18 protein-coding genes are annotated in these 19,380 nt (G+C 74.1%); 5 read left to right on the top strand and 13 right to left on the bottom strand.

Going from position 1 to position 19,380, the window contains the following annotated elements; translation table 11 throughout:
- Positions 1 to 2 precede the first annotated feature (2 nt).
- The 6 genes from ACFZP7_RS28060 to ACFZP7_RS28035 form a co-directional block, all read right to left on the bottom strand.
- Positions 3 to 971 (bottom strand): ABC transporter permease, encoded by a 969-nt coding sequence (locus ACFZP7_RS28060; RefSeq protein ID WP_019328606.1) that lies wholly within the window; start codon positions 969 to 971, stop codon positions 3 to 5.
- A gap of 32 nt (positions 972 to 1,003) precedes the next feature.
- Complete coding sequence (locus tag ACFZP7_RS28055; RefSeq protein ID WP_385636516.1) at positions 1,004 to 2,596, bottom strand: ABC transporter substrate-binding protein; 1,593 nt, start codon at positions 2,594 to 2,596, stop codon at positions 1,004 to 1,006.
- Positions 2,597 to 2,703: 107 nt separating this feature from the next.
- Complete coding sequence (locus ACFZP7_RS28050) at positions 2,704 to 3,234, bottom strand: hypothetical protein (protein WP_225619037.1); 531 nt, start codon at positions 3,232 to 3,234, stop codon at positions 2,704 to 2,706.
- A gap of 12 nt (positions 3,235 to 3,246) precedes the next feature.
- Entirely contained in the window at positions 3,247 to 3,756 is a 510-nt protein-coding gene (locus tag ACFZP7_RS28045; RefSeq protein ID WP_385636513.1) for an O-acetyl-ADP-ribose deacetylase, read from the bottom strand.
- Between the two features lie 31 nt (positions 3,757 to 3,787).
- Entirely contained in the window at positions 3,788 to 5,197 is a 1,410-nt protein-coding gene (locus ACFZP7_RS28040; protein WP_031018038.1) for an NAD(P)/FAD-dependent oxidoreductase, read from the bottom strand.
- A gap of 141 nt (positions 5,198 to 5,338) precedes the next feature.
- Positions 5,339 to 6,340, bottom strand: coding sequence for an AraC family transcriptional regulator (locus tag ACFZP7_RS28035; protein ID WP_385636510.1), 1,002 nt, complete (start codon positions 6,338 to 6,340; stop codon positions 5,339 to 5,341).
- Between the two features lie 59 nt (positions 6,341 to 6,399).
- Between ACFZP7_RS28035 and ACFZP7_RS28030 the strand changes: the two genes are divergently transcribed.
- The gene (locus tag ACFZP7_RS28030) at positions 6,400 to 7,080 is read left to right on the top strand and encodes an NAD(P)H oxidoreductase (RefSeq protein ID WP_019328599.1); all 681 of its coding nucleotides are present in this window, start codon (positions 6,400 to 6,402) and stop codon (positions 7,078 to 7,080) included.
- 26 nt (positions 7,081 to 7,106) lie between these two features.
- Here ACFZP7_RS28030 and ACFZP7_RS28025 read toward each other — a convergent pair whose 3' ends face one another.
- The 4 genes from ACFZP7_RS28025 to ACFZP7_RS28010 all read right to left on the bottom strand — a co-directional run bounded on the left by ACFZP7_RS28025 (position 7,107) and on the right by ACFZP7_RS28010 (position 12,414).
- A complete protein-coding gene (locus tag ACFZP7_RS28025) occupies positions 7,107 to 7,952 on the bottom strand; it encodes an inositol monophosphatase family protein (protein ID WP_031018041.1) in 846 nt (281 codons plus the stop codon).
- 103 nt (positions 7,953 to 8,055) lie between these two features.
- Positions 8,056 to 9,894 (bottom strand): gamma-glutamyltransferase family protein, encoded by a 1,839-nt coding sequence (locus ACFZP7_RS28020; RefSeq protein WP_385636508.1) that lies wholly within the window; start codon positions 9,892 to 9,894, stop codon positions 8,056 to 8,058.
- 72 nt (positions 9,895 to 9,966) lie between these two features.
- Complete coding sequence (locus ACFZP7_RS28015) at positions 9,967 to 11,304, bottom strand: MFS transporter (RefSeq protein ID WP_019328596.1); 1,338 nt, start codon at positions 11,302 to 11,304, stop codon at positions 9,967 to 9,969.
- A 339-nt stretch (positions 11,305 to 11,643) separates the two neighbouring features.
- On the bottom strand, positions 11,644 to 12,414 hold the full coding sequence (locus ACFZP7_RS28010) for an AraC family transcriptional regulator (RefSeq protein WP_385636506.1): 771 nt from the start codon (positions 12,412 to 12,414) through the stop codon (positions 11,644 to 11,646).
- A 96-nt stretch (positions 12,415 to 12,510) separates the two neighbouring features.
- Here ACFZP7_RS28010 and ACFZP7_RS28005 point away from each other — a divergent pair, with 96 nt between their 5' ends.
- Positions 12,511 to 13,575: a biotin/lipoate A/B protein ligase family protein gene (locus tag ACFZP7_RS28005; protein ID WP_019328594.1), complete on the top strand. Its 1,065-nt coding sequence runs from the start codon at positions 12,511 to 12,513 to the stop codon at positions 13,573 to 13,575.
- A 117-nt stretch (positions 13,576 to 13,692) separates the two neighbouring features.
- On the opposite strand, the gene ACFZP7_RS28000 is transcribed toward ACFZP7_RS28005, so the two are convergent.
- Positions 13,693 to 14,367, bottom strand: a complete 675-nt coding sequence (locus ACFZP7_RS28000; protein ID WP_019328593.1) for a response regulator transcription factor — start codon at positions 14,365 to 14,367, stop codon at positions 13,693 to 13,695.
- Positions 14,364 to 15,485, bottom strand: a complete 1,122-nt coding sequence (locus ACFZP7_RS27995) for a sensor histidine kinase (protein ID WP_385636505.1) — start codon at positions 15,483 to 15,485, stop codon at positions 14,364 to 14,366. Before ACFZP7_RS27995 ends, ACFZP7_RS28000 begins: the two co-directional genes overlap by 4 nt.
- A 168-nt stretch (positions 15,486 to 15,653) precedes the next feature.
- Between ACFZP7_RS27995 and ACFZP7_RS27990 the strand changes: the two genes are divergently transcribed.
- The 3 genes from ACFZP7_RS27990 (at position 15,654) to ACFZP7_RS27980 (ending at position 17,768) form a co-directional block, all read left to right on the top strand.
- Entirely contained in the window at positions 15,654 to 16,658 is a 1,005-nt protein-coding gene (locus ACFZP7_RS27990) for a carboxymuconolactone decarboxylase family protein (protein WP_385636502.1), read from the top strand.
- The gene (locus tag ACFZP7_RS27985; protein WP_385636501.1) at positions 16,655 to 16,870 is read left to right on the top strand and encodes a hypothetical protein; all 216 of its coding nucleotides are present in this window, start codon (positions 16,655 to 16,657) and stop codon (positions 16,868 to 16,870) included. The genes ACFZP7_RS27990 and ACFZP7_RS27985 overlap by 4 nt, the downstream gene beginning before the upstream one ends.
- Positions 16,871 to 17,108: 238 nt before the next feature.
- Entirely contained in the window at positions 17,109 to 17,768 is a 660-nt protein-coding gene (locus ACFZP7_RS27980) for a hypothetical protein (RefSeq protein ID WP_125768777.1), read from the top strand.
- On the opposite strand, the gene ACFZP7_RS27975 is transcribed toward ACFZP7_RS27980, so the two are convergent.
- Entirely contained in the window at positions 17,765 to 19,291 is a 1,527-nt protein-coding gene (locus ACFZP7_RS27975; protein WP_030968690.1) for an NCS1 family nucleobase:cation symporter-1, read from the bottom strand. The genes ACFZP7_RS27980 and ACFZP7_RS27975 overlap by 4 nt on opposite strands.
- Positions 19,292 to 19,380: the final 89 nt, after the last annotated feature.

Here is a 19,380-nt window from a genome sequence, read left to right as displayed (position 1 = left end):
AATCACATTTCACTGAGCTTCACCCTCGGGTCGAACAGTCCGTAGAGCAGGTCGGCGAGCAGGTTGCCGGCGAGGACGGCGGCGGTGGCGAGGACGGTCAGGGCGGCCAGCAGCGGGAAGTCGACGGCGGTGGCCGCCTCGACGGTGGCCGCGGCGATGCCCGGCCAGCTGAAGACGGTCTCCACCAGCAGCGCGCCGGTGATGAGTTCGGGAACGCGGGAGCCGATCAGGGTGAGCACCGGCAGCAGGCCGGAGCGCAGGGCGTGCCCGAACAGGACGGTGCCCTCGCCGATGCCGCGGGCCCGCGCGCCGCGCACCGGGTCCTCGGCGAGGGCGTCGCCCACGCCCTGGCGCACGTACAGCGTGAACCAGGGCAGTTGGGAGACGGCGAGCACACCGGCGGGCAGCACGAGGTGGCTCGCCACCTGCCCCGGGGTGACCCGCGCGCTGGCGGTGTCCGTCAGTCCGCCCGCCGGCAGGACATCCCACTGCAGCGCGAAGAGCCATACCGCGAGCAGCGCGATCCAGAAGACCGGGGCGGCCTCCAGGAGGTACGCGAGGGAGGTGACCGCGCGGTCGAGCATCGAGCCGGGGCGGCGGGCGGCCAGCACACCGAGGAGGGTGCCGGCCAGGACGGCGACGGTGAAGGCGACGGCGCACAGCAGCGCGGACCAGACCAGGCGTTCGCCGATCACCTCGGCCACCGGCTGGCGCATCACGGGCGAGTGGCCGAGGTCGCCGGTGAGGGCGGCGGTCAGCCAGTCCCACCAGCGGACGACGAACGACCGGTCCACGCCGAGGTTGTCGCGCAGCCGGTCCAGGGTCTCCTGGTCGGCGCCGAGCGCGGCGGTGCCGGCGTACGCCTTGACGGGGTCGAAGGGGGAGGCGGCGGCGATGGCGAAGACGCCGAAGGTGACGACGAGGACGACGGGGACGGCGAACAGCGCCCGCCGCCCCGCCAGCCGTGCCATCGCTCCCCAGGGCAGCCTCCGGAGGGAGCGGGTCACTTCTTCGGCTGCCAGTCCTCGATGTTCCACCAGGGCCCGCTGGCGAAGCCGTGCTCGTGCGGCTCCAGCTGCGTGGTCAGTCCGTCCCAGCGGTCGGCGAGGACGTAGAGGTGGTCGATGTGGGTCAGGAAGGTGTATCCGGGGTCCTCGACCAGCGCCCGCTGGATCTTGTCGTAGGCGGCCGCGCGCTGCTCCGGGCCCTGGGTGCGGCGGCCGGCGTCGAGAGCCTGGTCCACTGCCGCGTCGTCGTAGCCGGCCATGTTGTTGAAGCCGTCGTTGGCCAGGGAGGAGTGCAGCAGGGTGTAGAGACCGAAGTCCGGGTCGCCGACGCTGCCGAAGCCCGCGAGGACCGCGTCGTTCTTCATGCGCGGCTCGATGACCTCCCAGGTGGCGCCCTCCACCTTCACCTCTATGCCGGCCTTCTTGGCGTCGGAGGCGTAGGCGAGGGCGTGGTCCTGCCGGACCTTGTCGCCCGAGGGGTAGTAGAGGGTGAAGGAGGCGCGCTGCCCGTCCTTGGCGCGGACGCCGTCGGAGCCGGGCTTCCAGCCGGCCCCGTCGAGGATGCGCTTCGCCTCGGCGAGGTCGTGCGGACGCTCGATGCCGCGTTCGTACCAGGGGTCGTCGACTGGCAGCGGCCCGTACGCCGGCCGGCCGGCGCCGTCCAGGATCTTGTCGACCATGGCCCGGCGGTCCACGGCGGCGTCCAGGGCGCGCCGGATCGCGCGGTCGCCGGTGACCTTGTTCGAGGTGGGCAGGGTGACGGCCCGGAAGTCGTAGGACTTGGCCTCGTAGGTGCGCCGGCCGTCGTCCTTCTCGAAGGTGGCGGCGAGGTTGGGCGGCAGGACGGCGCCGTCGAGGTCGCCGGAGCGCAGCCGGGTGGCGCGCACGTTGTCGTCGGCGATGATCGCCATGGTGAAGGACTTCACCGCGGGCTTGCCGCCCCAGTAGTGCGGGTTGGCCTTGAAGGTGAGCTTCTCGCCCTTGCTCCAGTCGGTGAGGACGTAGGGCCCGGTGCCGACCGGCCGGGTGTTGAAGGCGCCGGTGTTGGGGTCCTGGCCGCCCGCGACGTGCTCGGGGACGATGGGAAGCACGGTGCGGGCGGCGAAGGGCGCGTACGGGTACTTGAGGGAGAAGACGACGGTGTCGTCGCCCTTCGCGCTGACGCTCTTCACGGCGTCCAGCTCGCTGCGGGCGGTGTTGTTGGTCTTCTCGTCGAGGACGGTGCGGTACGTGTAGACCACGTCCTGGGCCGTCAACGGTTCGCCGTCGCTGAACTTCACGCCCTCGCGCAGGGTGTACGTGTACGTCCTGCCGCCGTCGGCGATCTTCGGCAGCGCCGTGGCGAGCGCGGGCTTCAGCTTCAGGTCGGTGTCGCGGGCGAGCAGCCCGTCGAAGATCTTGGAGTTTCCGTCCTTGCCGTAGCCGAGCAGCGGGCTGAGGGTGTCCGGCTCGGAGGCCACCCCGATCACCACGGACTCGGCCGCCTCGGCGTCACCGCCCGTTCCGCCGCCCCCGGGCGCGGAGCAGGCGGTGACGCCCGCGGCCAACGCCGCCGCGGCGGCGGCACTTCGTATCCGACGGGTTGTCATGTCTCCCCCACGCTTGTTGTTGGTGCGGGGTTATTGCACATCAGTTGCAACTAAAGCGTCAAGCCAGGTGGGGAGGCGTGCGGAAGTGCACGGACACCCGGACCTCCCTACAGCCGGTCCCCCGCACGGGCGGGCTCCGGAGGACGCGGCCCGCCGCCGTCCTTGGCGTCCTCCTCGCAGGTCGGTCCGACGTAGGACTGGTCGTTGGGAACGAACAGCACTCCGGTCACCCGCTCGGGGTCCGCGACGGCGAGCCATTCGTCGCCGATCGGGCTGCCGTTCGGCCCGAAGGCCTGGTACGAGTGGATCGTCCGGCACCCCAGGGCGACGCGCTCCTCGTCGACCGCGCAGGCGTCCACGGCGGGGTCGGACATGTCGTCGGCGCCGTCGAAGCGGAAGCGGAAGTGGACCTGGTCGCCCTCGGCGGGGACCTGGGGGTGGGGCTCCAGGCGCCAGTCGACGACCTCGGCGAAGACGTCGAGAGGCCGCCCGGTCACTTCCTCGACCCGCACCCGGACACCGGCCTCACCGCGCTCCGCCGTCGTGTCGGCGCAGCCCCAGTGCGAGGAGCAGCCGGACAGGGCGAGCACCACCAGTGCCGAAGCGGCACCGGCACCGGTCCGTCGAGGAGACTTCAAGGGCCCGTCCCGTCAGCCGAGTCGCCGGGAGAACGCCTCGTACGCCCGGTCGTCGAAGAGCACGAACCTCACCTCTTCGACGGCCGTCGGTGTGTGCCGCACCGTTTCGACGGCGATGCGGGCCGCGTCGTCCATCGGCCAGCGGTAGACGCCGGTGGAGATCGCCGGGAAGGCGACCGTCCGGGCGCCCAGTTCGTCGGCCACCCGGAGCGACTCCCGGTAGCAGGAGGCGAGCAGCGCGGGGTCGCCGCCCGACTCCTGGTACACCGGGCCGACCGTGTGGATCACCCAGCGGGCGTCCAGGTCGCCCGCGGTGGTGGCGACCGCCCGGCCGGTGGGCAGGCCCTTGCCGTAGTGCGAGGCGCGGAGCCGGCGGCACTCCGCGAGGATCGCCGGACCGCCCCGCCGGTGGACGGCGCCGTCGACGCCGCCTCCGCCGAGGAGGGAGGAGTTGGCGGCGTTGACGATGGCGTCGACGCTCTCGCGGGTGATGTCGCCCTGGACGAGGGTGATGGCGGTCATGTCCGGCCCCCGGGTCGGCTCGGTCGGAAGGTCACGTCTGACGCAGCCTGCGCCAGACCGCCTTCGCGGCGTTGTGCCCCGACATCCCGTGCACCCCGGGGCCCGGCGGGGTGGCCGACGAACAGATGTAGACGGCCGGGTGCGGGGTGCCGTACGGGAACAGGGACAGTTTGGGCCGCAGCAGGAGCTGGAGGCCCGAGACCGCGCCGGAGGCGATGTCGCCGCCGACGTAGTTGGCGTTGCGGGCGGCGAGTTCGGGCGGGCCGGCGGTGGCGCGGGCGAGGACCCGGTCGCGGAAGCCGGGGGCGAAGCGCTCCAGTTGGCGCTCGATGGCGTCGGTGAGGTCGCCGGTCCAGCCGTTGGGGACGTGTCCGTAGGCCCAGAAGACGTGCTTGCCCTCCGGTGCGCGGGTGGGGTCGGCGACGCTGGGCTGCGTGGTGATGAGGAACGGCGCGTCGGGGGCGCGGCCCTCGCGGGAGGCGGCGTTCAGCGCGGCGCCGATCTCCGCGCTGTCGGCGCCGATCTGCACGGTGCCGGCGGTGCGGGGCGCCTCGGCGGTCCACGGGACGGGGCCGTCCAGCGCGTAGTCGATCTTGAAGACGCCGGGTCCGTACCGGTAGCCGGCGTAGTGGCCGCCGAGTCCGGCGATGCGGGCCAGGGCGGTGGGCGAGGTGTCGAAGACGTAGGCGCGGGCGGGCGGCAGGTCGTCGAGGCGCTTGACCTCGTAGTCGGTGTGGACGGTGCCGCCGAGGTCCTTCAGAAGGGCGGCGAGGGCGTCCGAGATGGCTTGGGAGCCGCCGCGGGCCACCGGCCAGCCGCGGGCGTGCGCGGCGAGGGCGAAGACCATGCCTATGGCGCCGGTGGCGAAGCCGCCGAGCGGGGCCATGACGTGCGCGACGAGCCCGGCGAAGAGCGTCTTGGCCTTCTCGTCGCGGAAGCGGCGCATCAGCCACGTCGACGGCGGCAGGCCGACCAGGCCGAAGCGCGCGAGGGTCACCGGGTCGCGGGGCAGCGCGGTCAGCGGCAGGGACATGAAGTCGCGGGCCAGGGTGTCCCAGTGCGGCAGGAAGCGCTCGACGAGTCGGCGGTAGGCGCCGGCGTCGCGCGCCCCGAAGGAGGCGGCCGTCTCGCCGACCGACCGGGACAGGACGGCCGCCGAACCGTCCGGGAAGGGGTGTGCCATGGGCAGCGGGGCGTGCAGCCACTGGAGGCCGTACCGCTCCAGGGGCAGGTCGCGGAAGGCGGGCGAGTTGATGCCGAGGGGGTGCGCGGCGGAGCACGGGTCGTGCCGGAAGCCCGGCAGGGTCAGTTCCTCGGTGCGGGCGCCGCCGCCCACGGTGTCCCGGGCCTCGAACACGGCGACCGAGAATCCGCGCCGGGCCAGCTCCACGGCAGCGGTCAGCCCGTTCGGCCCCGCTCCCACCACGACCGCATCGAGCATCGACGGCACCTTCGGACCCCTTCGTCAGCCGATGGCCACTGGGGATCAGGATATGCCCGGGGTCCGACGGCCGGCGGCCTCGGGTGGTGCCGGACGCGGGCGTCGCCCGGCCGCACGGCCCTCGACGCGGGCGGGCGGGGTTCAGGCCGCCGCCGCGGCGCGGAACGTACTGGGGCTCTGGCCCTTGTGGCGTTTGAAGGCGGCGCTGAAGCCGAAGGCGTCGGCGTAGCCGACGGATCTGGCGATCTGGGCGATGCTGAGGTCGGTGTCGGTCAGCAGCGCCTCCGCGTCGGCCATCCGGCACTCGGTGAGGTAGGCGAGGGGCGGGCGGCCCATCAGCTCGGTGAAGCGCTTGGCGAACAGCGCCCGGGAGACGCCCGCCCGGCCGGCCAGCGACGCCACCGTCCAGGGATCGGCGGGCCGGCTGTGGAAGGCCCGCAGGGCGGGGCCGAGCACCGGGTCGGCCAGGCCGCGGTACCAGCTGGGCGCGTCGGCGCCCGCCTCGTCGAACCAGTTGCGCAGCGTGCACACCAGGGCCCAGTCGAGGAGCCGGTCCATCAGCGCCTGCGAACCGGCCGAGAGTCGGGCGGCGTCGGCGGCGGCCGTCTCCAGCCAGGCGCAGACCTCGACGTCCTCGTTGACCACCAGGACCGGAGGCAGGGCGCGCAGCAGCCGTTCAGGGCGCCGGCCCGAGGTGCGGTAGGCGCCCACGATCAGCGCGGTCGCCCCGTCCGGATCGGCGCCCCAGCGGATGCCGCCCAGTCCTCGGGCGGTGCACTCGGGGTCCGGGGTGAAGCACGCGATCTCGTACTCGGTGTGCGGGCGGCCGACGGTGGCGGGCCGGTCCGCGAGGAGGAACGGCTCGGGACCGCGGACCAGGGCGGTGTCGCCCACGCCGACCTCCTGCCGGGTGCCGTCGGGCAGCAGCAGGGTCCCGCCGCCGCGCAGCACGCTGACCATGGTGAGCGGCGCGCCGTCGGTGAAGCGGATGGTCCAGGGCGCCGTCAGCACGGCGTGGCTGACGACCGAGCCCTCGGCCCGGATGTCGCTCAGCAGTGAACTCAGGGGATCCACGGAAGAGAGCGTAGACGAGCGGACCGTGGACGTTCTCCTATGTTCTCCAGACTTTCTCCCATGGATCATCCAGGATCACGCGGCTGTACTGGACCCGTCGCACTGACCGAGACCAGCCGGGAGACCCCGTGACGCAGCACCGGAACGACACCAGGACGGCCCTCGTGGTCCTCGCCCACCACCGCTCCGATTCCCTCACCGCGCACACCGCCCGTCGTACGACCGCCCAGTTGGAGGCCGCCGGGTACCGCGTCGATCTGCTCGACCTGCACGCCGAGGGCTTCGACCCGCGCATGACCGAGGCGGACCAGCCGGACTGGGGGAACAGGGAGAAGACGTACTCGCGGGAGGTGCGGGACCACATGCGGCGCGTCCTCGAAGCCGACGTGGTCGTCGCCGTCTTCCCGGTGTACTGGCAGAGCGTGCCCGCCGTCCTCAAGGGCTGGATCGACCGCGTGTGGAACTACGGCTTCGCCTACGGCCGCAGCAAGCCCCGCCTCGCGGGCAAGCGCATGCTGTGGCTCGCCCTGGCCGGCGCCGCCGCCGACGATCCCGTCACGGAGGGGATGCACTCCCTCCTGGAGGCCAATCTGAGTGAGGGCATCGCCTACTACTGCGGCTTCTCCCACTCCCAAGTCGGTCTGCTGCCCGACGCCGAGGACCGCCCGCAACGGGTCGACGCCGAGGGCAACCTGCTGGTCGGCGACGCGGTCTCGGGCGCCGAGCGCGAGGCCCAGTACGCCGATTTCGACCGTCGGGCGCGGGAGTTCGTGGAGAAGTTCCTCGCCCACGAAGCGGTGGCTGTCTGAGCGCGGGAAGCCCGCCCCGGGGGGGCTCAGGCGCCGCCCGCCAGCAGCGCCACCACCCGGCGGGCCGTGGCCGCGTCGCGGGCCGCGGTGAACGGCAGGTCGTTGTCGCCGGTGATGCGGAAGGGCTCACCGGTGCGGGTGAGGTGGGTGCCGCCCGCCTCCTCCACCAGGAGCAGACCGGCCGCGTGGTCCCAGGCCGCTTCCCAGCTGAACGCGGTGGCGTCCAACTCGCCGCGGGCCACCGCGAGATACTCCAGGCCCGCCGAGCCGCAGGGCCGGGGGGCCACGCCCGGGGCGCGCAGGCCGAGCAGGGCGTGCTTCTGCTCGTCGGTCGTGTAGTCCGGGTGGGAGGTGGCGACGCGCAGCTCACGGCCGGGCTCGGGCGGGCCGGCGTGCAGGCGCTCGCCGTCCAGGAAGGCGCCCTGGCCCCGTACCGCCGTGGCCATCCGGTCGTGGACCGGGGCATAGGTCCACGAGGCCCGCACGATCCCGTGGTGGGCGAGGGCGACCAGGGTGCAGAAGCCCGGGTCGCCGTGTACGAACTGCCGTGTCCCGTCGACCGGGTCGACGATCCACACCGGTGCCTCGCCGCGTATCGCCTCGTACGTGGCGGGGTTCGCGTGCACCGCCTCCTCGCCGACCACGACCGATCCGGGCAGCAGGGCGGACAGGGCCTCGGTGAGGAACTGCTCCGCCTTGCGGTCGGCGTCGGTCACCAGGTCGTGCGGGCCGGCCTTCTCGTCGACCTCGTGGGCGGCCAGCCGGCGCCGGCGCGGCAGGATCTCCTGGGCGGCCGCCTTGCGGACGGCCTCCGACACGTCGTCGGCGTGCCGGGCGAGAAACTCGTCGATGGTTTCGTTGGTCTCGATCATGACTCCATGAGAGCACGCGGCACTGACAATCCCCACCCTGGTGGTGGACGCAGGGTAGAATCGGGGCCAACAACGGGTGCGGAGGCCGCCCTCGGCGCCGGGATCAGCGGCCGACCGCGTACCCCTGCATGCCGCGCGGGTTCGCCGCCGCCGACAGCACGCCCGTCTCCGGGTCCCGGGCGACGGCGCAGAGCCGGCCCTCCGACCACGCCTCGCCGACCGTCACGTCGTGCCCGCGGCGGCGCAGCCCCTCGACGACCTCCGCCGGCATCCGGGATTCCACGGTGACGCTGCCCGCCCGCATCCCGCGTGGGAAGAAGGAGCCGGGGAAGCTGTCGTTGTGCCAGTTGGGGGCGTCGATCGCGCCTTGGAGGTCCAGTCCGCCGCGCACCCGCCCGCGCAGGGCGACCGCCAGGAAGAAGTGCGTCTGCCACTGGTCCTGCTGGTCGCCGCCGGGGGTGCCGAAGGCCATGACCGGCACCCCGTCGCGCAGGGCCAGGGACGGCGTGAGCGTGGTGCGCGGCCGGCGGCCCGGGGTCAGCGAGTTGGGCAGGCCCTCCTCCAGCCAGGTCATCTGGAGCCGGGTGCCGAGCGGGAAGCCCAGTTCGGGTACGACCGGGTTGGACTGGAGCCAGCCGCCGCTGGGGGTGGCCGAGACCATGTTGCCCCAGCGGTCGACCACGTCCAGGTGGCAGGTGTCGCCGCGGGTGCCCCCGTCGGCGGTGACCTCCGGTTCGCCCGGCACCGGCGACGTCGGGCTCTTGGCCACCGTCGGTTCGCCGACGCCCAGGGCGTCGAGGCCCTCCCCCTCCACGGCCGCCACACGCGCGTGCGCGCTGAGCCGCGGGGCACGCCCGCCGGGGCTGCCGGGCCGCAGGTCGAAGGACGCCTTGTCGCCGACGAGCGCCCGCCGGGCCGCGTTGTACCCGGGCGACAGCAGGTCGTCGAGCGGCACCCGGTCCGCGCCGGCCGCGTCCCCGTACCAGGCCTCGCGGTCGGCCATGGCGAGCTTGCAGCCCTCCACCAGGAGGTGGACGTAGTCCGCGGAGCCGTACCGGGGCAGTTCGTCCGGGAGCAGCGCGAGTTGCTGGAGCAGTACGGGCCCCTGGCTCCAGGGGCCGGCCTTGCAGAGGGTCCAGCCGTTCCAGTCGAAGGTGGCGGGAGCCTCGTAGTGCGCGGACCAGCCGGCGAGGTCGGCCGCCGTGAGGGTGCCGGTGTGACGCGCGCCGCTGGTGTCCAGGGTGGGCCGGCCGGCCTGCCGCACCAGGGCCTCGGCGACGAACCCGGTGCGCCACACCTCCCGCGCCGCGTCGATCCGCGCCTCGCGGTCTCCGGCACCGGCGGTCTCGGCGAGCAGCCGCTTCCAGGTGGCGGCGAGGGCGGGGTTGCGGAAGGGCACGCCGGGGCGGGGCGGACGGCCGTCCGGCAGGTAGACCTCGGCCGAGGAGGTCCACTCGGTCTCGAACAGCTCCCGCACGGTCCCGACCGTCTCCGTCATCCGCTCCACGGGAGGGTGCCCGTGTTCGGCGTACCCGATGGCGTACGCGAGCACGTCGGCGAGCGACTTGGTGCCGTGGTCGCGCAGCAGGGTCGTCCAGGCGTCGAAGGCACCGGGGACGGCGGCGGCGAGCGGACCGGTGCCCGGGACCAGGTCGAGGCCGAGGCCCTGGTAGTGGGCGACCGTCGCCCCGGCCGGTGCCACGCCCTGCCCGCACAGCACCCGCACCTCGCCGCCCGCCGGCGCGAGGAGGATCGGCACCTCGCCGGCGGGCCCGTTCAGGTGCGGCTCGACGACGTGCAGCACGAAGGCGCCGGCCACGGCGGCGTCGTAGGCGTTGCCGCCGTCCTCGAGCACCGCCATGGCCGACTGCGAGGCCAGCCAGTGGGTGGAGGAGACCATGCCGAAGGTGCCCTGGAGGGTGGGGCGGGTGGTGTGCTGCATTTCTCACCTCGGGTGCGTCGTCGGGTCGCACCGGTCTTCCCTACCCACTCCGGTCCGCGGGCACCGGCCGGGTCAGGTCCTCGACGGCTCCTCCCCCGGCGCGGCGTCCTCGGTCCCGGTGGCCGGCGCTGCCCCTTGCCCGGGCAGCCCGTGCTCGGCGGCGCGGCGGCGGGCGTCCTCGTCGGTGTCGGCGTCGTAGGCGACGAGCCGCGGCAGGGCGGCGGTGAGCAGGCCCACCGCCGCCACACAGGCCAGTCCGCCGGTCCAGATCGCCGGGCGGGCGCCGGTCCAGCCCGCCATGGCACCGGCGCGGACCTGGCCGAGCTGCGGGCCGACGCTGTAGGAGAGGACCTCGATGCCGGCGAGCCGTCCGCGCAGCCGGTCGGGGATGGTCTGGTTCCAGATGGTGGAGCGGCCCAGTCCGCTCAGCATGTCCCCGGCCCCCGCGAGGCCGAGGCACACCAGCACCAGCCAGACGTTGGCCGTCCAGCCCGCCGCGGCCATGGCCAGGCCCCAGCCGGCGGCGCCGAACACCACGAGCAGGCCGTGCCGCCGGGTGCGGGAGACCCAGCCGCTGGTCAGGCTGACCAGCAGGGAGCCGACGGAGCCCGCCGCGTACATCAGGCCCAGCGACCAGTCGGCGTCCAGCTCGTCGGCGAGGAACGGGAAGATGGTGTTGGGGAAGGCGAAGAACATCGCGGCGAGGTCGATGGCGTACGTGCCCAGCAGCACCGGCCTGGACCAGGCGTACCGGGCGCCTTCGACGATGCCGCGCAGGGAGGGGCGGGCCGCCTTCTCGTGGGGCGGCACGGGCGTCAGGCGACGGCACATCAGGACGGAGACGGCGAAGCAGACCACCGTGGTGGCGTACGCGGGGCCGTTGCCCGCGTACGCGACGACCAGCCCGGCCAGCGCGGGTCCGGCGATGGCTCCGGCCTGCCAGCGCAGGGCGTTCAGCGCGGCGGCCGCCGCGAGCTGGTCGTGCGGCACGATCCGGGCCAGCAGCGAGTCCATGGCGGGCCGTTGGAGCCCGGCGAGGGCGGCGACGCCGGCGGCGACCACGTACAGCGGCCACAGCATGGGGTTCGGCAGCAGGGTGTTCAGCAGCAGGATCAGGGCGAGCAGGCCGAGGCCGGCCTCGGTCAGGACGATGACCCTGCGGCGGTCCACGGCATCCGCGAGTGCGCCGCCGTACAGGCCGAAGACGACCAGCGGCACGAGTTCGACCGCGCCCATGGCGCCCACGGCGAGCGGTGAGCCGGTCAGGTCCTTGATCTGGAGCGGCAGCGCGATCAGCGCCATCACGCTGCCGAGGTAGGTGACCAGGCCCTGCACCCACAGGAGGCGGAAGTCGCGGGAGGAGCGCCAGGGCGCGAGGTCGGGCAGCACCGAGGCGAGTCGGGAGGTCATGGTTCAGCGGCTCCCGGCGGGAACGGGCGTCGGCCCGGCGGGGCGGGGACGAGCACGGCCGTCCGGGTGGGCACGTGCGCGTGCACGCAGGCGTGGGGTGTTCATCGGCCCGGTTCCGCTTTCGGTCGGGGTGCCGTGGCCCGCACCGTGGACCGCGGGAAGGGGTACGGGCGTGGCGGAGGGCACCGGATGCGCTACGGCAAGCGAGGCGAAGTAAGGCGAGCCTCACTTGCCGGGACAGCGTATGAAGCGGGCGCGGCCGGGGCAATCGAGATTTTCCGCCACCCCTTGTAGCGATCGGGACAGCGGGCGGCGCTCCGTCCCCGCGCCCCGCGTCGCTCAGCGCGCGCGGAACCTGCCGGGCGTCATGCCGGTGGTCCGCCGGAAGGCCGCGCCGAAGGCGCTCGCCGAGCGGTAGCCGACCGCCTCGGCCACCACCTCGACCTCGAAGCCCAGGGCCAGCAGCCGGACGGCGTGCTGGGCGCGCACCGAGGCGACCCAGCGGGCGAAACTCGTGCCGGTCTCCGCCCTGAAGGCACGGGTCAGGGTGCGTGCGCTGCACCCGAGGGCGGTCGCCCAGCCGGTCAGCGTCCGCTGGTCGGCGGGATCGGCCCGCACCACGTCCACGATGGGCCGCAGCAACGGCGAGGTGGGCAGCTGCACCAGCAGCGCGCGGGGCGACGGCCGCAGCACGTCGAGGACCATCGCCTCGGTCACCGCCCGGGAGGCCGGCGGCAGGTCGGGCTCCGCGAGCCGTTCCGTGAGGAGCCGGAGCAGCGGCGTGATCTCCACGGCCACCGGCACGTCGGGCAGGGCCGAGACGGTGCCGTGCCGGAAGAAGTGGGCGCGGTAGGCGGTGCCGGCGACCGCGGACGCGGAGTGCGGCTGCCCGGCGGGCATCCACAGGCCCAGGGTCGGCGTGATGCACCACACCTGGGAGCCGACCACGGCCGTCGAGGTGCCGTGCTCGTTCCAGAGCAGTTCGTGCCACGGGTGGGAGTGCTCGGTCCACGCCGTGTCGGTGGCGACGACCTCCTCGTACGCCTCGATCACGAAGGACACGTCCACCTCGCCCGCGGCGAGCGTCGGCAGGTCCCTGGTGACACGCATGCGCTCAGGCTAGCCGGACGGGGCCGACGGGCCGGACCGGGGAACAGCGCGGCCCGCGCCGCTGTTGCCCCGGGGTAGGGAAACGGAGGCGGAACGGTGCACGGTGAGTACAAGATCCCCGGCGGCAAGCTGGTCGTCGTGGATGTGGAGGCCGAGGACGGTGTGCTGCGGCACGTGCGCGTGGCGGGCGACTTCTTCCTCGAACCGGACGAGGCCTTGGACGCCGTGAACCGCGCGCTGGAGGGCGCCCCGGCCGACACCGACGCGGCGGGACTGGCCGCCCGGATCGACGCGGCGCTGCCCGAGGGCACCGTGATGTACGGGCTGACTTCGGAGGGCGTCGGGATCGCCGTGCGCCGCGCGCTCGCGCACGCCACCGACTGGACGGACTACGACTGGCAGCTGATCCACGAGGGTCCGCAGTCGCCCGCCCTGCACATGGCCCTGGACGAGGTGCTGACCGCCGAGGTGGCGGCGGGCCGGCGTCCGCCGACGCTGCGCGTGTGGGAGTGGGGCGCCCCGGCGGTGATCATCGGCAGCTTCCAGTCGCTGCGCAACGAGGTGGACCCCGAGGGCGCCGCCCGCCACGGCATCGAGGTGGTGCGCCGGATCTCCGGCGGCGGCGCGATGTTCGTGGAGCCCGGCAACACGATCACCTACTCGCTGTCGGTGCCGGACGCTCTGGTGCAGGGGCTCTCCTTCCAGGACAGCTACGCCTACCTCGACGACTGGGTGCTCGGTGCCCTCGGCGAGCTGGGCATCCGCGCCTGGTACCAGCCGCTGAACGACATCGCCACCGACCAGGGCAAGATCGCGGGAGCCGCGCAGAAGCGCGTGGTCGGCCCCGCGGGCGGTCCCGGCGCCGTGCTGCACCACGTGACCATGTCGTACGACATCGACGCTGACAAGATGCTGGAGGTGCTCCGCATCGGCCGGGAGAAGATGTCCGACAAGGGCACCAGGAGCGCGAAGAAGCGGGTGGACCCGCTGCGCCGGCAGACCGGTCTGCCGCGCGAGGCCGTGATCGACCGCATGATCACCTCCTTCGGCGGCCGGTACGGCCTCACCCAGGGCAAGGTGACCGACGAGGAACTGGCCCGGGCGAGGGAGTTGGCGCGCACCAAGTTCGGCTCCGCGGAGTGGACCGCGCGGGTGCCCTGAGCGCGCGCACTGCCCTGCGCCGCACGCGGTGCCCTGGGCCGCACGCAGTGCCCTGAGCGGCTCGCGCGTGCCGCGACGCCTCGGCACGACGCGGCACGGCACGGCACGGCACGGACGCTAACGGCGCCGCGGCTCCACCAGGCCGGACTCGTAGGCGAAGACCACCAGTTGGGCCCGGTCCCGGGCGCCCAGCTTGGTCATCGCCCGGCTGATGTGCGTCTTGGCGGTCAGCGGGCTGATCACCATGTGCGCGGCGATCTCCTCGTTGCTCAGACCGCGCGCGGCGAGCGCGGTGACCTCGCGTTCGCGGCGGGTGAGGCGGTCCAGGCCGGGGGCGGTGGCCCGGTCCGGGGGCCGGGCGACGAACTCGCCGATCAGGGTGCGGGTGACCTTCGGGGACAGCAGGGCCTCGCCGCGCGCGACGACCTCGATGGCCTGGAGCAGGTCGGCCGGCTCGGTGTCCTTCAGCAGGAAGCCGCTCGCGCCCGCCCGCAGCGCCTCGAAGACGTACTCGTCCAGGCCGTAGTTGGTGAGGATCACCACGCGGACGGCGGCCAGGGCGGGGTCGGAGGCGATACGGCGGGTCGCCTCGATGCCCGTCATCACCGGCATCTGCACGTCGACCAGGGCGATGTCGGGTACCTCGGCGCGCACCAGCGCCACGCCCTGCTCCCCGTCGGCGGCCTCGCCGACCACCTCGATGCCGTCCTCGGCGTCCAGCAGCGCCCGGAAGCCGGCCCGCATCAGCGCTTGGTCATCGACGAGCGCGACCCTGAGGACCGCCTCGCTCATCCCCGCTCCCCCAGCGGGAGTCCGGCACGCACCGAGAAGCCGCCCTCGGCGCGCGGAGCGGCCCGGAGGGTGCCGCCGAGGGCCGTGACCCGCTCGCGCATGCCGGTCAGTCCGGCGCCCGGCTCCGGTGGCCTGGCCGGGTCGCCGGCGCCGTCGTCCTCCACGGCCACCGTCAACTCCCCCTCGCTCTCCGTTCCGTAGTCGATCCGCACCGACACCTTCGCCGGTCCCGCGTGGCGGGCCGCGTTGGTCAGGCCCTCCTGGACGATGCGGTAGGCGGCCCGGTCGACGGCCTGCGGCAGCGTGCGCCGCGTGCCGGTGACCGTGAGGTCCACGGCCAGTCCGGCGGCGCGGGCCCGCTCCACGAGCAGCGCCGGGGTGCCCGCCGGTTCGTCGGCGCGCAGCACTTGGAGGGCCGAGCGCAGTTCGCGCATCGCCTCGCCGCTCGCCTCCTGGATGGCCAGCAGCGCGGGCGGCACCTCCTCGCCGCGTTTGCGGGCGAGGTGGACGGCGACGCCCGCCTGGAGCTTGACGATGGAGATGCTGTGGGTGAGCGAGTCGTGCAACTCCCGGGCGATGCGCAGGCGTTCCTCGCCGGCCCGGCGCAGGGCCGCCTCCTCGCGGGTGCGCTCGGCCTCCAGGGCGCGCTGCTCGGTCTGGCGCAGGTACGCCTGCCAGTTGCGGTCGGCGAGTCCGGTCACCACCGCGCACAGGAACCAGCCGGCGAGCAGTCCGGCCCGTTCGGCCGCGTCCTGGGTCCCCGGACCGGATGCCACGTACCCCGCGAGGAACACCGCGCCGCCGGCCGCCGCGACGCCCCGGTGGCCGACCCGGGCCGCGGTGTGCACCGCGGCCAGGACGGGCAGCGCCGACAGCGGCCCGGGGTGCGCGTGCACGACGTACGCGGTGCCCAGCACGGTGGCGGCGGCCAGGACCGCGCGCGGGGCGGTGCGGTGGAAGGCGAGCGCCGCGCAGGCGAGGGCGACGAGGACGTGGTCGAGGGCCGTGGTGTCGTCGTCGAAGGCGGCCACGGTCGTGCCGAGGGCGCCGACGACGACCGCGAGGGCCACGTCGGCGAGCCGGTCACGGCCGGTCGGTCCCGTCTGACGCCCACTCATGCCCGCACCCTAGACGCGCCCGCCGCGCGACCGCGTCGGCCCTGGGGACGGCTTGCGGACTACTCCCGCCGAAGTAGTCGCCGCCCGGGACGGGCCCCGGCGGCGCAGGACGGACCGTCTCCGGCCGTACGACGACCGAGGGCGTCCCCCCGGCGCACTCTGCTGTCCATGCCCACACCCTTCCGTCACACCGCACCCCTGCCGCCCGAGGCCGCCACCGGCCGCGTCGCGGAGGTCTTCGAGCAGATCGCGCGGGACTTCGGCATCCCCGGACCCGCACCCTTCGTGGCCTTGTCCTCCGCCCCCGCGCTCCTCGCCCCCGCCTGGGCGCTGATGCGCGAGTCCCTGATCGCCGGCCCCGGCGACCGGACCGGCAAGGAGGTCGCCGCCTTCGGGGTGTCCGAGGCCAACGGGTGCCGGTTCTGCGTGGACGCGCACACGATGCTGCTGCACGCGACCGGCGACCACGCCCTGGCCGAGCGGCTGGCGCGGGGCCGCGAGCCGGCGGACGAACGGCACGCGCGCGTGCTGGACTGGGCCCGGCGGACCGGGAGCCCGGACGCCGGGCGGGAGCCCCCGCCGTTCCCGCGCGAGGAGGCGCCCGGCTATCTGGGCACCGCGCTGGCCTTCCACTTCATCAACCGGATCGTGTCGGCCCTGGTCTCCGAGAGGCTGCTTCCCGGCGAGGCGCAGCGGCTGCGACCGGTGCGGAGCCTGGTGGGCCGCTCCCTGTCCCGTACCGTGCGCCGCCCCGCCGTCCCCGGCGCCTCCCTGCCCCTGCTCGACACGCCCGGCCCGGGACCCGCCTGGGCGGCGGGCACGCCGGTCGGCCCCGCCTACGCCGCCCTGCGCGCGGCCGCCGCCCTGGGCGCGGGCCTCCTCGACGCCGACGACCAGGCCCTCGTGCGCACCGCCCTGCGGAAGTGGGACGGGTCCCGGCCGCCGGTCGACCCGGACCCCTTCCCCGACCGCGAGCGGCGGCCCGGCGCTCGGCTGGCGCTGCTGGCCGCCCTCGCGCCGTCCCGGATCGGCCCGGCGGACGTCGCCGCGTGGCGCCGCCCCGAGCACACCGACCACTGCCTGGTGCACCTCGTCGCGTACGGCGCGTTCGCCGCCGTGGACCGTGTCGAGAGCACCCTGTCCGCACCCACCACCGTGGAGGAGCCCTCATGAACCTCGCCACCGGCCGTCACCGGACCGGAACGGTCGCACCGGACACCGCGGAGGCGGCCCCGACACGGGCCGAGCCGGACCTCGTCGAGTTCCTGCTGTCGCCGTTGCCGGGCGGCGCGCTGCCCGCCTCACGCCTCGCCGGCCCGGAGGACCTACTCCTCCCGTTCGCCCCGGGCACCGGTCGCCGACGCGGCCGGACGTCCGGCGGGTGACCACTGTCCGGCGGGTGACCACTGTTCGGCCGGCGCCCCGCCGGACACCGCCGCCGGGCCGCCCCTGACGGGCGACGACCGGCGGCCGGGCGGGGCGCTCCGGCCGTGCGTCGGTGTGTCTGCGTCACCGCCCGGCCACGCACCGAGTTCGCCCTTCCGCCCCACAGGGACTCGTGTGACACTGGCGTCCCGTCCGCAGTGCGGACCCCCTCCGCACCGTCCCCACGAGAAGTGCGCCTTGCGTCCTCTTCCCCTGCCGCTTGCCCTGACCGCGCGTCTGGCGCCGGTCGCCGTGCTCGCCACGGCGGGCTGGGCGCTGTCGTCCGGGCCGGATCCGACCACGCCGGCCGCCAAGGACGAGACGCCGCCCGACACCGTGCACCGGTCCGCGTCCGCACCGGCGACCGAGGCGGTGACGAAGACCTACGCCACCGCCCCGGCGCCCTGCGAGAGCCTGGCCGGGAAGACCGTCACCTCGCTGGTGCCCGGCGCCAAGGCGGCCGGCAAGGAGATCCCGTCCACGGACACCGCGGTCCGGCGCACCTGTTCCTGGAACGCGCTCAAGGGGTACGACTACCGCTGGCTCGACGTCTCCTTCGAGGTGATGGCGTCGGACGAGGCGGCGCTGAAGTCGTACAAGGAGCGGGTGGCCGACCGGAGCGGCGGGGGCGAGGTGCCGGGCCTCGGCGACGCCGCCTACTCCGTCGTCAACCTCACCACGGAGGACGGGCAGCAGACCCGCGAGGGGACGGTGCTGGTCCGCGCCGCCAACGCGCTGGTGATGATCACGTACAACGGCAGCGACTTCGAGTCGAAGAAGGCGCCGGGTTCGGACACCGTCAACAAGGGGGCCATCAAGGCGGCCAAGGAAGCGGTGGCCGCCCTGGAGGAAGGCTAGCGCCGGGCCGGACGCGTGGCGGGCAGCAGCATCAGCAGCAGGTACAGCGCCATGGAGGTGCCCAGGCCGACCGCCCAGCCGTAGTCGGCCAGCGGTTCGAGGAAGGGCACCGGACGGCCGTCGACCAGCGGGTGGAAGTCGGCGCCGCCGACGGCCAGGACGCCGCCGACGGCGAAGGCGAGGACCGCCCGCCAGTTCCAGCCGCCGCCGTACCAGTAGCGTCCGCCCGTCCGGTAGAGGTCGACCAGGTCGAGGCGGGCGCGGCGCAGGATCCAGTAGTCCGCGATGAGGATGCCCGCGACCGTGCCGAGCAGCCCGCCGACCAGGCCGAGCCAGGTGAAGATGTAGCCCTGCGGGTCGGAGTACAGCTTCCACGGGAAGATCAGTACGGCGAGGACGCAGGTGACGATCGCGCCGGCCCGGAAGCTGACCTTGCGCGGGGCGACGTTGGAGAAGTCGAAGGCCGGCGAGACCAGGTTGGCCGCGATGTTCACGGACAGGGTCGCCACCAGGACGGTGACCAGGGCGAAGAGCAGCCCGACCACGTTGTCCGTCTTCGCGGCGAGCTTCACCGGGTCCCAGATCGGCTCCCCGTAGACGGCCTGCGAGCCGGAGGTGACCATGACGGACAGGAACGCGAACAGGGTCATCGTGGTCGGCAGGCCGAGGGCCTGGCCGCGGGTCTGGGCCTTCTGGCTCTTCCCGTAGCGCGTGAAGTCGGGGATGTTGAGGGACAGCGTGGACCAGAAGCCGATCATGCCCATGAGGGAGGGCCAGAACAGCGCCCAGAAGTCCGCGCCCCAGCCGAGCTTCGACGGCTGGTCGAAGAGCGGGCCGAAGCCGCCCGCCTTGTCGGTCATCCACCACAGCATCACGAAGGCGCCGACCAGCACGAAGGGCGCCGCCCAGTTCTCGAAGCGGCGGATGGTCTCCATGCCCCGATAGATGATGACGACCTGGATCGCCCAGAAGATCGCGAACGACAGCCACATGGTCCAGGGGTGGCCGCCGAAGCCTCCCGCGTCCGTCCAGCCGTCGCCGATCAGCTTGCCGGCCAGGAAGTAGATCGCCTCGCCGCCGATCCAGGTCTGGATGCCGAACCAGCCGCACGCCACCAGCGCCCGCACCACGGCGGGCAGGTTGGCGCCGCGGATGCCGAAGGAGGCGCGGGCGAAGACCGGGAAAGGGATGCCGTACTTGGGTCCCGCGTGCCCGGTGAGCAGCATCGGCACCAGCACGATCAGGTTGGCCAGGGCGATGGTGAACACCGCCTGCTTCCAGTCCATGCCGACGGCGATCAGACCGGAGGCGAGCGTCCAGGAGGCCGTGTTGTGGGCCATGCCGACCCACAGGGCGGAGAAGTTGTACGTCGTCCAGGTGCGCTTCTCGACGGGGACCGGCAGCAGGTCCTCGTTGGCGTAGGGGCCGCTCGGCGGCGGGGAGCCCGGGGCGAGCTCCACGCGCCCGTCGGGGAGGGTGACTTGGGCGGACGGCGGTATCGCCGTGGGCGCGGTGTCGGTCATGGGCAGGCCAATCGTGCGGTGGGACGGGAGAGGCCGTGCGGGCGGTGCCGAGGGGGGTGCGCGGGAGCGTCCTGGGGGCCCTCCCCCCG

Source organism: Streptomyces sp. SudanB5_2050 (assembly GCF_964272335.1).
Taxonomy (GTDB): Bacteria; Actinomycetota; Actinomycetes; order Streptomycetales; family Streptomycetaceae; genus Streptomyces; species Streptomyces rochei.
The sequence above is the reverse complement of the archived record's forward strand: the minus strand, read 5'-3'. Positions and strand labels throughout refer to the sequence as shown.

Bases quoted from the DNA above. Each gene is read 5' to 3' on its own strand.
- ACFZP7_RS28060 (WP_019328606.1), bottom strand. From the start codon at position 971: ATGGCACGGCTGGCGGGGCGGCGGGCGCTGTTCGCCGTCCCCGTCGTC.
- ACFZP7_RS28055 (WP_385636516.1), bottom strand. From the start codon at position 2,596: ATGACAACCCGTCGGATACGAAGTGCCGCCGCCGCGGCGGCGTTGGCC.
- ACFZP7_RS28045 (WP_385636513.1), bottom strand. From the start codon at position 3,756: ATGACCGCCATCACCCTCGTCCAGGGCGACATCACCCGCGAGAGCGTC.
- ACFZP7_RS28040 (WP_031018038.1), bottom strand. From the start codon at position 5,197: ATGCTCGATGCGGTCGTGGTGGGAGCGGGGCCGAACGGGCTGACCGCT.
- ACFZP7_RS28035 (WP_385636510.1), bottom strand. From the start codon at position 6,340: ATGATCCATGGGAGAAAGTCTGGAGAACATAGGAGAACGTCCACGGTC.
- ACFZP7_RS28025 (WP_031018041.1), bottom strand. From the start codon at position 7,952: ATGATCGAGACCAACGAAACCATCGACGAGTTTCTCGCCCGGCACGCC.
- ACFZP7_RS28020 (WP_385636508.1), bottom strand. From the start codon at position 9,894: ATGCAGCACACCACCCGCCCCACCCTCCAGGGCACCTTCGGCATGGTC.
- ACFZP7_RS28015 (WP_019328596.1), bottom strand. From the start codon at position 11,304: ATGACCTCCCGACTCGCCTCGGTGCTGCCCGACCTCGCGCCCTGGCGC.
- ACFZP7_RS28010 (WP_385636506.1), bottom strand. From the start codon at position 12,414: ATGCGTGTCACCAGGGACCTGCCGACGCTCGCCGCGGGCGAGGTGGAC.
- ACFZP7_RS28000 (WP_019328593.1), bottom strand. From the start codon at position 14,367: ATGAGCGAGGCGGTCCTCAGGGTCGCGCTCGTCGATGACCAAGCGCTG.
- ACFZP7_RS27995 (WP_385636505.1), bottom strand. From the start codon at position 15,485: ATGAGTGGGCGTCAGACGGGACCGACCGGCCGTGACCGGCTCGCCGAC.
- ACFZP7_RS27990 (WP_385636502.1), top strand. From the start codon at position 15,654: ATGCCCACACCCTTCCGTCACACCGCACCCCTGCCGCCCGAGGCCGCC.
- ACFZP7_RS27985 (WP_385636501.1), top strand. From the start codon at position 16,655: ATGAACCTCGCCACCGGCCGTCACCGGACCGGAACGGTCGCACCGGAC.
- ACFZP7_RS27975 (WP_030968690.1), bottom strand. From the start codon at position 19,291: ATGACCGACACCGCGCCCACGGCGATACCGCCGTCCGCCCAAGTCACC.